At 40.0% G+C, this 11193-nt stretch carries 14 protein-coding genes; 5 read left to right on the top strand and 9 right to left on the bottom strand.

Annotated elements, in window-relative coordinates:
• Nucleotides 1-8: 8 nt before the first annotated feature.
• Nucleotides 9-716 carry an RNA chaperone ProQ gene (proQ, locus tag Phpb_RS17385; RefSeq protein ID WP_046397544.1) on the bottom strand — a complete coding sequence of 236 codons (708 nt, stop codon included), beginning with the start codon at nucleotides 714-716 and terminating at the stop codon, nucleotides 9-11.
• A gap of 95 nt (nucleotides 717-811) precedes the next feature.
• Entirely contained in the window at nucleotides 812-1309 is a 498-nt protein-coding gene (locus Phpb_RS17380; RefSeq protein ID WP_065391440.1) for a GAF domain-containing protein, read from the bottom strand.
• A 664-nt stretch (nucleotides 1310-1973) separates the two neighbouring features.
• Here Phpb_RS17380 and Phpb_RS17375 point away from each other — a divergent pair.
• Nucleotides 1974-2216 carry a DUF1480 family protein gene (locus Phpb_RS17375; RefSeq protein ID WP_036781993.1) on the top strand — a complete coding sequence of 81 codons (243 nt, stop codon included), beginning with the start codon at nucleotides 1974-1976 and terminating at the stop codon, nucleotides 2214-2216.
• 227 nt (nucleotides 2217-2443) lie between these two features.
• Here the strand turns inward: Phpb_RS17375 and Phpb_RS17370 are convergent, their stop codons facing one another.
• From Phpb_RS17370 to ftnA, 4 genes are all read right to left on the bottom strand, one after another.
• Nucleotides 2444-2785 carry a YebY family protein gene (locus tag Phpb_RS17370; RefSeq protein ID WP_065391439.1) on the bottom strand — a complete coding sequence of 114 codons (342 nt, stop codon included), beginning with the start codon at nucleotides 2783-2785 and terminating at the stop codon, nucleotides 2444-2446.
• 152 nt (nucleotides 2786-2937) lie between these two features.
• The gene (gene copD / locus Phpb_RS17365; RefSeq protein ID WP_065391438.1) at nucleotides 2938-3831 is read right to left on the bottom strand and encodes a copper homeostasis membrane protein CopD; all 894 of its coding nucleotides are present in this window, start codon (nucleotides 3829-3831) and stop codon (nucleotides 2938-2940) included.
• Between the two features lie 2 nt (nucleotides 3832-3833).
• Complete coding sequence (gene yobA / locus Phpb_RS17360; protein WP_065391437.1) at nucleotides 3834-4220, bottom strand: CopC domain-containing protein YobA; 387 nt, start codon at nucleotides 4218-4220, stop codon at nucleotides 3834-3836.
• 194 nt (nucleotides 4221-4414) lie between these two features.
• A complete protein-coding gene (gene ftnA, locus Phpb_RS17355; protein WP_036782010.1) occupies nucleotides 4415-4918 on the bottom strand; it encodes a non-heme ferritin in 504 nt (167 codons plus the stop codon).
• A 318-nt stretch (nucleotides 4919-5236) separates the two neighbouring features.
• Here ftnA and Phpb_RS17350 point away from each other — a divergent pair, with 318 nt between their 5' ends.
• Entirely contained in the window at nucleotides 5237-5467 is a 231-nt protein-coding gene (locus tag Phpb_RS17350; RefSeq protein WP_065391436.1) for a DNA polymerase III subunit theta, read from the top strand.
• Between the two features lie 49 nt (nucleotides 5468-5516).
• Here the strand turns inward: Phpb_RS17350 and pip are convergent, their stop codons facing one another.
• The 3 genes from pip to Phpb_RS17335 form a co-directional block, all read right to left on the bottom strand.
• Nucleotides 5517-6470 (bottom strand): prolyl aminopeptidase, encoded by a 954-nt coding sequence (pip, locus tag Phpb_RS17345; protein ID WP_040153326.1) that lies wholly within the window; start codon nucleotides 6468-6470, stop codon nucleotides 5517-5519.
• Between the two features lie 73 nt (nucleotides 6471-6543).
• Nucleotides 6544-6918 (bottom strand): protein YebF, encoded by a 375-nt coding sequence (yebF, locus tag Phpb_RS17340; RefSeq protein ID WP_065391435.1) that lies wholly within the window; start codon nucleotides 6916-6918, stop codon nucleotides 6544-6546.
• Between the two features lie 107 nt (nucleotides 6919-7025).
• Entirely contained in the window at nucleotides 7026-7205 is a 180-nt protein-coding gene (locus Phpb_RS17335) for a YoaH family protein (RefSeq protein ID WP_036781980.1), read from the bottom strand.
• 139 nt (nucleotides 7206-7344) lie between these two features.
• Between Phpb_RS17335 and pabB the strand changes: the two genes are divergently transcribed.
• The 3 genes from pabB (at nucleotide 7345) to Phpb_RS17320 (ending at nucleotide 10799) form a co-directional block, all read left to right on the top strand.
• A complete protein-coding gene (gene pabB / locus Phpb_RS17330) occupies nucleotides 7345-8715 on the top strand; it encodes an aminodeoxychorismate synthase component 1 (protein WP_065391434.1) in 1371 nt (456 codons plus the stop codon).
• Nucleotides 8712-9275: a CoA pyrophosphatase gene (locus Phpb_RS17325; RefSeq protein WP_065391433.1), complete on the top strand. Its 564-nt coding sequence runs from the start codon at nucleotides 8712-8714 to the stop codon at nucleotides 9273-9275. Before pabB ends, Phpb_RS17325 begins: the two co-directional genes overlap by 4 nt.
• Before the next feature lie 159 nt (nucleotides 9276-9434).
• A complete protein-coding gene (locus Phpb_RS17320) occupies nucleotides 9435-10799 on the top strand; it encodes an L-serine ammonia-lyase (RefSeq protein ID WP_065391432.1) in 1365 nt (454 codons plus the stop codon).
• Nucleotides 10800-11193 lie beyond the last annotated feature (394 nt).

Genomic DNA, 11193 nt, shown 5'->3' with positions numbered 1-11193 from the left:
CCTCCGTATCAGAACTGTAAATGTTCTGCGCGTACAATCATTGCCAAACCGGAAGGCAATTGTACTCGTACACCATCTTTGGCGATCTCAAGCACAGAAGCATCCACTGAACTCTTACCCACTCTTACTTTAATTTCCTGACCAATTTTCAGCGATGAAACATCGATAATCTGAGTAGGTGAAGGTTGAGCAGGTTTAGCAACTGGCTTACGTGCTTGCTGAGGACGCTTTTGTTGGCGTGGCTGTTGCTGCCGTTTTTCCCCCTCAGTATTGTTAGCACGGCGACGAGGTGCAGGTTTCTTGGCTGCGGGCCGTTCATTTTTTTCACCAGCCGCCGCATTTTCAGCTTCACGTTTCTTAGCTCTTTGCTCCGCACGCTGTGCCTGAACCCGTGCTTTGGCTTCAGTCAGTTGCTGGAGAGCGTGCTCAATGTGTTCCGCTTCCAGTTCACCGCATGAATTACCATCAAGGTCAACACGCTGTGCACCTTCTTTAACACCATACAAATAGCGCCAACTTGATGTGTACAGACGTAAGGCGGAGCGCAGTTGTGTTTTACTTAAACACTCTTCGTCCTGAATACGTTCAACGATATCTTGAAAAATACCGATCTTTAAAGGACGAGCTTCACCTTCTGCTACGAAACAGAGCGGGAAACGCTCAGCTAAAAATGCAATAATCTCTTTACTACTATTCAACTTAGGTTGATTTTCCATGAAATTTCCTGATTACAACGGTTTTGCCAACCAGCATAGGCATGAACTGGCGTCATTATAATAGCGTTGCTGATAAATGCCACGTTATCCATATGTTAAGTTACATTCAATTCAACATATTTAGGCATAACGCACTGTTCTAAATGAGCACAAAGCCCATCAATAAGGGTTTGTAAGCCAAATTCGTCTTTCTCGTCGAACCTATTAAAGACCGTACTATCAATATCCAATACACCGATGATTCTATCGCTTACGATCAACGGCAACACAATTTCAGCGTTACTAGCGGCATCACAGGCGATATGGCCTGGGAACGCATGAACATCATCAACACGCTGGATGCGCTTTTCTAATACAGCCGTTCCGCATACCCCCTTGCCAACAGGTATTCTGACACAAGCAACTTTTCCCTGAAATGGCCCTAACACCAACGTATCGCCATCAATCAGGTAAAAGCCAACCCAGTTAACATCATGCAAGCGTTCATACAACAATGCACCGGCATTAGCCAGCGTTGCTATTAAGTCATACTCACCAGACAACAGAGCTTTTAAGTCCCCCGTAAGCTCCCGATAGAACTCATTTTTATTCATAATTGACCTATCCGATGAAATTCACAAAACGCATCTCTATTTTTATATCAAAAAAATATCAAATGCCCATAACAATAAGGTTAACAGTCTGTCACACTGACGTAAATTCTTTACTATCTTTAATAAGATATCCTTTAATATATTTATTGAATACTTGCAAAAGCTTGTGAGATATCACACTACTTACCAAAACATTATCAGAGGCGCAACCAGTATGAATATGATTCACTGTCAGCACCTCCAGGTTCCCATACAATAAAATTAAATTGAACTTTTCCACAATTATAAAGATCAATTATCTGATAGCAGTGTCGCTCATTAGCCTCTTTCATTTGAGAATTGACTGGTTGTGTAGTAAAAAACAAAACATTCAAACAATTTATCCGTAGAATTATTGCATTTACTACACCATCACTAACACTTTTACTCCTTACTACCACACCAAATAAATATTTCCTACTGAATGTATAAAAGGTCAAAGAATGACAAAGATAAAAAAAGCAATATGACGATAGTAAGTTTTAGAACAGATAATTATAACAGCAATATCATCTACCGATTATCCAACATAGAAAATATTATTACTGGAAATCTCAGCTATTTGATCTATCCTCAATGATGGCCACACTGGTCTTACCTGTTATCTAAAAGTTAAGGAGCGATCATGAACCAGACAATATTAAGAATTTCCAGCTACGAAATTGATGATGCTATTCTCTCTTCACCTTCTGAAGAGGATGATATCACCATCAGCATTCCCTGTAATTCCGACCGCGAACTCTGTATGCAGTTGGATGGATGGGATGAACACACCAGTATTCCCGCCTTATTAAACGATAAACACATTCTTCTCTACAGAAAGCATTATGATAGACAAAGACATGCATGGGTTATGAGGGTGGTCTGATGTCCACAAAACTTGTGACAAAAAAAGGCCGAGTTGACTCCTCTACTCGGCCTAGGGAAAATGGCTCTTAAGAGCCGTGCGCTAAAAGTGTCATTGAGACGAAAAACAACTTACAACTTAAAGCGTAGCTGACATACTTGCATTTTACCAACTTTTTGGATAATAAATAATCAAAAACAACATCTTCCATTAAGCCAAATATAGACGCTATCGCTTACTCAATGACATTATTTTTTATCGCACAATGCTAAAGCTGCTTGTTGGAATGGCTTTATACTCATTTTTTGAGTTGGATTCTTGCTATCATCCAATAAAATAATATCCAAAGATTTAGCATTCACTTTCCCTACCTTCATCATCTCTGTAGCTATATCATTCAATGGGTATTGCACTAACGTACTTGGGTTAATCACAAACAGAGCCTTATTTGCCCGGCAATCCAACATCACCTCTTCCCGTGTAAATGCCCATTTATCACCAAATTGTAGCTTACTTACCGTTTTAATCGGTGCAGCAACATTTTGAAATGAGAGACAAAACAAGGAAAGTAATAAGAGTAAACGTTTCATAATAGTTACCAATGTAGATATAAAAGCGAGCGAAGTGGATCTTTTCACACACTATCTGTACACTCCAGCTTTTTCCATATTCACTATATATTTAGTACCAAGAATAGACTACACCAATAGCACCTATCGAGACAGATAATTACTTAAGAAAATCAAACTGGTTGATAAGTGGCAAAAACAGCAACACATAATAAAACCAATGCTCCGAGGATAATTTCAATCCAACTATTGATAATCAACAACTGATAACGGCCAGGTTGTTTCAGTTTGGGAACCAGGATATAGCGGTTAATTAATGCTAGCATCACCATGCCCGCCACTAATGCTATCTTCAGCCATAGCATGGATTGATATTCACTGCCGCTATATTTCGGCCAGTTCGGCAGCAAAATTAAGCTGCTTATGATACCCGTTATAATAATCAAAGTTACAGCAACGTGCCCATACGTGGAAAAACGCATCATAGAAACCATGATCTGTTTATCCAACCCCATAGCCAATTCATTTTGTATCCGTAAAAATTGCAGACATAACAAAAAGGGCCATAATCCACCAAACCAATACCCAACACTCACTAAGTGAATTACCTGATTGACCTGAGAAAAAACGCCTGTCATCCCACCATGCATTACCGAATGGCCTATAAAGGCATGGCAGGAGAGTAAAACCGTAGAACTGATTAACATCAGAATATTTCTGGCTTTTTGTTTACTGATAAACAAAAGCCCCGTAGCAACTATGGAAATCAGTATTTGCCATTGCCAAACTTTACCAAAAGTTGTTCCCAGTACTGCCAACCAGATTTCTAGATTATAAATATCCTGCCAGCCATCACCCATTATTCCCGCTTGAATTGCCAACCATCCAATTGTTGTTATTAATGTCACAACGGTACTGATAATTACCCCTAAACGAAGGCGTGCATCAATCAGAACAGATAAACGCTCAGGAACCAGGATGGCAGTAAATACGCTAAAGCCAAACATTAACATAACTGCCACAAAATGGGTGAAGCGACAAAGAATATACAGCGCCGCCAGAGACATAATTACTTCACTGTAAAGCTATAGACACCTTTAGTCTTATGCCCATCAACAGAGACCACGCTCCAGTTCACATCATATCTCCCTGTCGTTAGTTTATCTTCGATAGGAAGAATCAGTTTTGTATTAGTTGCCGGATCAAGCTTCAATTTTCCGGTTTTAATGGATTTATTTTCCGGGCCAGTCACTTTTACTTTACTAAAATTCAGTTCAATACCTTCTGAAAAGCTTAGCGTGATTACCTGCGGCGTATTTTCTACGGTAGTATCTTCTGCCGGAATTTGTTCTGTTAAGTGCGCATGGGCCAAAGCTTGCTGGCAAGATATGCCAACAAAAAGAACAATTAAAGCAGATAACTTTCGGCAAAAAGAGCGGATTGTGTTAATGGTCATCAATAACCTCTTAATTTTCAAATGAATCTCTATAAATCGTCATCATTTTATATCAAAAGAGTTATCTTATCTGCGATAACTTACAATGAGAATTTCGTCTTGTGAACTATCGCGCAAAAATAAAGGAAAACCGCAGCATTGACTTTAAATACCTAAAGTTATTGCGACTACTGCGGCTAATTAATTCCATTTCATTAGACAGGATTTGCAGCAGCCAGACCTTTCAGATCCTTATCCAATAGGAAAAGTGCTTTACCATCCTCGCCAACCATACCTAATTTATCAAGGATAGATTTAAACAATTTCTCTTCTTCATGCTGTTCCGCTACATACCATTGCAGAAAGTTAAAAGTAGAATAATCCTGCGTGGTTATCGCCAAATGAGCAAGTTTATTAATTTCGGCAGTAATAAACTTCTCGTGTTCATAAGTTCTATTGAGTACATGGGTTATAGATTCATAATCGGCGGAAGGCGCATCAATTTGCCCCAAACGTGGCATTGCACCTGTATCACTCAGATAATCAAACAAACGATGCATATGCTGCATTTCTTCCTGGGAGTGTGATTTAAAAAACGCAGCAGCGCCAGGTAATCCTTGTTCACCGCACCATGCACTCATTTGTAGATATAAATTCGCAGAATAGAACTCCAGATTCATCTGCTCATTTAATTTATCAATCATTTCTCGGTTTAACATAATAGATACTCCAGTCATTAATTCACCTATATTATGCCAATTAAATTAGAATAATAAAACCCAATAAGAGAAAATAAATTAAATATACATATCATATTGAAATATAAATATATTTCCTGATAAATAAAATGAAAATGAATCTCATTTAATATATTTAAATGAAAATGAATTACATTTACAAAATAATCTTCATCAAGGAATTTCTATATTTAATGATAATGAATATTATTTATATTTATAAAATAATCAATTCAGACCTTGCCAGAAAAACTCTTCTAGATTAGTTTTATCACTTTGGTATGAATGAGAAAGACACTTATGAAACATAATCTGGCCGAACTTTCCACAGAGAACATGGATAAAGTGAATGTTGATTTGGCAGCCTCCGGCGTAGCTTTTAAGGAGCGTTACAATATGCCAGTACTGCCTGATACCGTTGAACAAGAGCAACCCGAATATCTACGGCAATATTTTCAACAACGTTTAGTGTATTATCGCCAATTATCCAAACAATTTTCCCGTTTACCCTACGAACCCAAAGGCCGCTGATAATCCAATAAAAATGGGTAACCACCGGATAACCGGTGGCTATATCCAATCACTGATCGGCAAACCTATCTGTCGCACTAATAAGCTGATGTAAAATACCCGGCTCATCAAATGAATGCCCTGCTCCTTCAATAATATGTAATTCCGCCTCCGGCCATGCCTGCGCTAAATCCCAAGCATTTTGCACCCGGCAAGCCATATCATATCGGCCATGAATGATAACTGCCGGAATATCCCGTATAACGTCAATATTATTCAACAGTTGCTGCTCCTCATTCATAAAACCTTCATTGATAAAATAGTGGTTCTCAATCCGAGCAAATGCCAAAGCAAACTCATCTTCTGCAAAACACTCCACACTATTTGAAGGAAGCAATGTCACCGTCTCCCCTTCCCACAAACTCCAAAGACGAGCGGCTTCTAATTGCACACGAAGGTCATCACTGGTCAGCCGCTTATTATATGCTCCGATCACATCCTTTCGTTCTTCCTCCGATAAAATAGATACTGTGCGTTGCCATTTGTCAGGGAAGAAATTAGAAGCGCCATCCTGATAATACCAGTGCAACTCTTGTGGTCTCAGCAAGAAAATTCCCCGAAGAATTAATTCAGAAACGCGTTGAGGATGAGTCTGGGCATAAACTAAAGATAAAGTTGAACCCCACGAGCCACCAAATACCAGCCATTTTTCCACCCCCATCAATTGACGTAAACGCTCAATATCTTCAACTAAATGCCAAGTGGTATTATTTTCCAAACTGGCATGAGGTTTTGAACGCCCACAACCACGCTGATCGAATAGCATGACATGATATTTCTTCAGGTCGAATAACCGACGGTGATAAGAGGCAATTCCACCTCCCGGCCCGCCATGAATAAACACAGCAGGCTTACCTACAGGATTACCACACAATTCCCAATAAATTTGATGCCCATCGCCTGTATCCAAATAACCCGAACGATAAGCTTCACAAACCGGATATAATTTTCTCAATTCTGACATAACATTTCCTTTACTGACTAACACCAAACCTGGTATCCGTCTAACGACGGGTAGAGATAACTAGCAGAAAATGTTATTTCAATTCGCTATAGCTAATCGTATTTTGCTGACAATCAACGACAACACGGTAATCTTTGTCACGCTTAGAACCACGAACAGTTAGCGGAATTTTTAATATATCTTTATCACCAGTAATATTTTCCGCCTTTATCCACACCACTGGTTTAGAAGTTCCTAACTGCTTCCTATCTTCTAACCAATGGTTAATGCGGTTTTGCAGAAAATCACGCTTTACTTGAGCGGCAATTTGCGATTTAGTTAAATTATCGCAAGAAATAAATTTATCAACACGTTTGTTCTCCGATACAGCAGATACTGTGGATGAAACAGTGAACAAAAGTGCAGCCCCCGATAGGCCAACTCTGTTAATGATATGACATGCTTTCATACTACCTCCCGTTAATATCTCAAAGTAAGAGATTAAATATGGAGCTAACCTAGCATGTCAGGTAAAACAAATGTGTGATTATTGTTAAATAAATAATTTAATTATGTTCATTTTTCATCATCAAACACGACATTCACCTGTTCTTTTCCTCGATGCTGTTCACGAATTTCTTGAGCAACCAACGCAATCGCTTCCCCACTGCTCATTCCTTCAACCATCAATTGCTGAATTTTTTCCACTGCTAGTTGCTGTTCCTGATGGGATAAAGTTGGCATATCCGAAAACATGATAATAACCTCTATAAAGTGATCTATGCCGAGGAGTATAGCGATTTTTAACTCAAGTAAGGAATGGATTTCTATGTTAATCTGTAGGGATTAAAATCAAGACTAACTTTTGCGTTACAACTGCTAAACCAACATCATAATGAGTATTTCACTACAAAAACGGCAATTACCTTATCAACCAGACGCTGCCATCAACTATTTCGCGCCGATTTCAAACCAACCTTGGGCAATGCTGCTCCATTCTGGTTCTGCCGACCACCCCCATAACCGGTTTGATATTATGGTTGCAGAACCACGGATAACACTGCTCAGTCATCATAAATCGACTGAAATAAACGAAGATGGTGATAGCTATATTACTGCGGAAGATCCCTTTCACCTGCTAAAAAAACAACTAAAGAAATTAAATATCACAGCAAAACTTGATCCTGATTTGCCATTTCAGGGCGGTGCGCTCGGTTTATGGGGATATGATCTAGGGCGTTATATTGAAGAATTACCGTCACAGGCCAAAAATGATCTCTCATTTCCGGATATGGCAGTAGGTATTTATGACTGGGCACTGATTGTTGATCATCATAAAAAAGAGGTGGTTTTATTCAGTTACAGTGATGTTGATACGCGCCTGAACTGGCTTACATCTCACCAAACTTCACCAAAAGCAACTTTTACGTTGACCAGTGAATGGCAGTCAAATATGAGCGCCAAACAATATAATGAGAAAATTAACCGCATTCATCACTATCTGTTAAGTGGCGATTGTTATCAAGTTAACCTGGCACAACGATTTTGCGCCGATTACCAAGGAGATGAATGGCAAGCATTCATAAAACTTAATGAGAGCAACCGCGCACCTTTTTCAGCCTTTATTCGTTTACCGGAAAACAGCGTTATCAGTGTCTCTCCCGAACGTTTTTTGCTCTTGGAAAATAAACAAATTCAAACTCGCCCTATCAAGGGAACATTACCGCGCTTAGGTGATACAGAAAAGGACGCCCTGCAAGCTGAAAAATTAGCAGCTTCAAAAAAAGACCAAGCTGAAAATTTGATGATCGTCGATTTATTGCGGAATGATATTGGCCGGGTAGCCACACCTGGGTCAGTTAAAGTTCCTGAATTATTTGTGGTTGAACAATTCCCTGCCGTTCATCATCTGGTTAGCACAATCACTGCAACACTGCCAAATGAACAACATGCCACAGATCTATTACGTGCCTGTTTTCCCGGAGGTTCTATTACCGGAGCGCCTAAAATCAGAGCGATGGAGATAATAGAAGAACTTGAACCTCACCGCCGACATGGATATTGTGGCTCAATTGGTTATATTAGTTTCTGTGGTACAATGGATAGCAATATCACCATTCGTACCCTCTTAACTGAGAAAGAAAAAATATATTGTTGGGCTGGTGGCGGGATCGTCGCCGACAGCATTGCCGAAAAAGAGTATCAGGAAACATTTGATAAGTTGAATTGTATTTTGCCACAACTAGGGAAAATAAAAGTCATATGATATCGCTGTCTGATTTCGTCAACAGATTTCAGTTACAACTTCCACCACCACCTAAACGGCTTTTAGATAACAACCGCCATGCCGCGGTGTTATTACCCATCATCTGCAAACCGAAACCAACACTATTATTAACCCGGCGCTCCGCCACTTTACGATCACATGCCGGTCAAGTCGCTTTTCCAGGAGGGGTTGCTGATCCTAAAGATAAATCAATAATCGCGACAGCGCTACGGGAAGCGGAAGAAGAAGTTGACATACCTCATCAGAAAGTTCAGGTTCTGGGACAACTCGCTCCTTTAAATAGCATCAGTGGCTATCTGGTGACACCTATTGTCGGATTATTGCCCCCCGGATTATCCCTCCACAGCAACCCGGAAGAAGTTGCCAAAATATTCGAAGTGCCTCTATCAGAAGCGCTTTCACTTTCGAGTTATCATTATCTTGATATTAACCGTCGCGGTCAGCAGAATCGTATCTATTTTTACTGGTACCAAGGACACCTCATTTGGGGGCTGACAGCAACGATAATGCATCAATTAGCTCAACAAGTTCAGGTTTGAAAGGATAACTAATTTGTGCTTTTTTTGCCCGCTTTTACCACTATTGCTATCATAATTCAAAAAAAACTGTAAACTCCCTTATCAACACTACTAAATCACAGTAAAGTAGCGTGCCCCAATATATATAACTATATCTCTATCTTTTTTAAGGAGTCTGGCGTGATTAGCGTTTTCGACATGTTTAAGGTCGGTATTGGTCCATCTAGCTCTCATACGGTTGGCCCGATGAAAGCCGGCAAACAGTTTGTCGACGATCTGGTAAACCAGGGATTAATGCCTTCTATCACGCGTGTAGCCGTCGATGTTTACGGCTCACTCTCATTAACCGGCAAGGGTCACCATACGGATATCGCTATTATCATGGGTCTGGCTGGGAATTTACCCGCTACCGTTGATATTGATTCGATCCCCGGTTTTATTCGTGATGTAGAGCAAACACAGCGTATTAAGCTAGCCAACGGTTTACATGAAGTCGATTTCCCACGTGATAGCGGCATGGTTTTCCGTAGTGATAACTTGTCATTACATGAAAACGGCATGCAAATTCACGCATTCGCGGGGGACAAAAAAGTTTATAGCAAAACCTACTACTCAATTGGTGGTGGTTTTATTGTTGATGAAGAACACTTTGGTAAACCTTCCCAGGATACCAAACCCGTTTCATATCCATTCAATTCAGCAAAAGAATTACTGATGAATTGTAATAAAACTGGGTTATCTATTTCCGGTTTAATGATGAAAAATGAGTTGGATCTCCACAGCAAAGAAGAAATTAATGCCTATTTTACCGATGTCTGGGATACCATGCAGGCTTGTATTGAGCGCGGTTTGAACACGGAAGGGGTTTTACCTGGCCCACTGCGTGTACCACGCCGGGCAGCGGCGCTACATCGCATGCTGACCTCATCAAACAATCTGTCCAATGATCCAATGAATGTTGTGGATTTAGTGAACATGTTCGCCCTGGCAGTCAATGAAGAAAATGCGGCGGGTGGGCGTGTTGTTACCGCACCAACCAACGGCGCTTGTGGCATTGTTCCTGCCGTACTCGCTTATTACAACCACTGCATTGAACCTGTAACGCCAGAGCTCTATATCCGCTATTTCCTCGCTTCCGGCGCTATCGGCATTCTCTATAAAATGAATGCATCAATATCTGGAGCTGAAGTGGGCTGCCAAGGGGAAGTGGGTGTTGCCTGTTCAATGGCAGCAGCCGGCCTTGCTGAACTGCTTGGCGGCAGCGCTGAGCAAGTCTGTGTTGCGGCTGAAATCGGCATGGAACATAACCTCGGCCTTACCTGTGACCCGGTAGCAGGCCAGGTACAAGTTCCTTGTATCGAACGAAACGCCATCGCGTCAGTAAAAGCAATCAACGCTGCACGCATGGCTTTGCGCCGTACCAGTGAACCGCGTGTTTCCCTCGATAAAGTTATTGAAACCATGTACGAAACAGGTAAAGACATGAACGCTAAATATCGTGAAACATCCCGTGGTGGTTTGGCAATTAAAGTTCAGTGTGATTAATCAAATAAATAACCTGTTTTTTAATCAACAAATGCTTCTGTAATGAAAATATCCTTACCATATGGTAGGGATATTTTTTAGCCAAAACTTAAAATGATCATCTTTTGATCTAAAAAGATGAATATATTTTCAATTTTGAACTAATAAGATGTTACCGTAAACAGAATAAAAATCTAACAATAAACAAATTACAGATAATTATAAATTAATTTTACAATTTTTAGCTTATTAAATTGTTTTGTGGTTAACATTTTTATCTATTTCATTTTTTCTGACTGACAGCAATTTTCCTCCGGTATTTCTAATGTTAATCTAACAGCCGATTTTTTTAGTCAATAAGAGATAAAGTCTAAATCAAGTCAAATATTTAGGTATCATATTGATAAAAGGTCAC

Origin of the sequence: Photorhabdus namnaonensis, from assembly GCF_001684335.1 — a bacterium.
Classification (GTDB): Bacteria; Pseudomonadota; Gammaproteobacteria; order Enterobacterales; family Enterobacteriaceae; genus Photorhabdus; species Photorhabdus namnaonensis.
Note: the sequence above shows the minus strand (reverse complement) of the source record. Positions and strands in the feature narration are given on the sequence as shown.

What these genes read in the sequence shown, in the direction of transcription:
- pip (WP_040153326.1), bottom strand. Translation starts at nt 6,470, where the DNA reads ATGTCAGAATTGAGAAAATTATATCCGGTTTGTGAAGCTTATCGTTCG.
- yebF (WP_065391435.1), bottom strand. Translation starts at nt 6,918, where the DNA reads ATGAAAGCATGTCATATCATTAACAGAGTTGGCCTATCGGGGGCTGCA.
- copD (WP_065391438.1), bottom strand. Translation starts at nt 3,831, where the DNA reads ATGTCTCTGGCGGCGCTGTATATTCTTTGTCGCTTCACCCATTTTGTG.
- yobA (WP_065391437.1), bottom strand. Translation starts at nt 4,220, where the DNA reads ATGACCATTAACACAATCCGCTCTTTTTGCCGAAAGTTATCTGCTTTA.
- Phpb_RS17380 (WP_065391440.1), bottom strand. Translation starts at nt 1,309, where the DNA reads ATGAATAAAAATGAGTTCTATCGGGAGCTTACGGGGGACTTAAAAGCT.
- pabB (WP_065391434.1), top strand. Translation starts at nt 7,345, where the DNA reads ATGAGTATTTCACTACAAAAACGGCAATTACCTTATCAACCAGACGCT.
- Phpb_RS17375 (WP_036781993.1), top strand. Translation starts at nt 1,974, where the DNA reads ATGAACCAGACAATATTAAGAATTTCCAGCTACGAAATTGATGATGCT.
- ftnA (WP_036782010.1), bottom strand. Translation starts at nt 4,918, where the DNA reads ATGTTAAACCGAGAAATGATTGATAAATTAAATGAGCAGATGAATCTG.
- Phpb_RS17335 (WP_036781980.1), bottom strand. Translation starts at nt 7,205, where the DNA reads ATGTTTTCGGATATGCCAACTTTATCCCATCAGGAACAGCAACTAGCA.
- Phpb_RS17370 (WP_065391439.1), bottom strand. Translation starts at nt 2,785, where the DNA reads ATGAAACGTTTACTCTTATTACTTTCCTTGTTTTGTCTCTCATTTCAA.
- Phpb_RS17350 (WP_065391436.1), top strand. Translation starts at nt 5,237, where the DNA reads ATGAAACATAATCTGGCCGAACTTTCCACAGAGAACATGGATAAAGTG.
- proQ (WP_046397544.1), bottom strand. Translation starts at nt 716, where the DNA reads ATGGAAAATCAACCTAAGTTGAATAGTAGTAAAGAGATTATTGCATTT.
- Phpb_RS17325 (WP_065391433.1), top strand. Translation starts at nt 8,712, where the DNA reads ATGATATCGCTGTCTGATTTCGTCAACAGATTTCAGTTACAACTTCCA.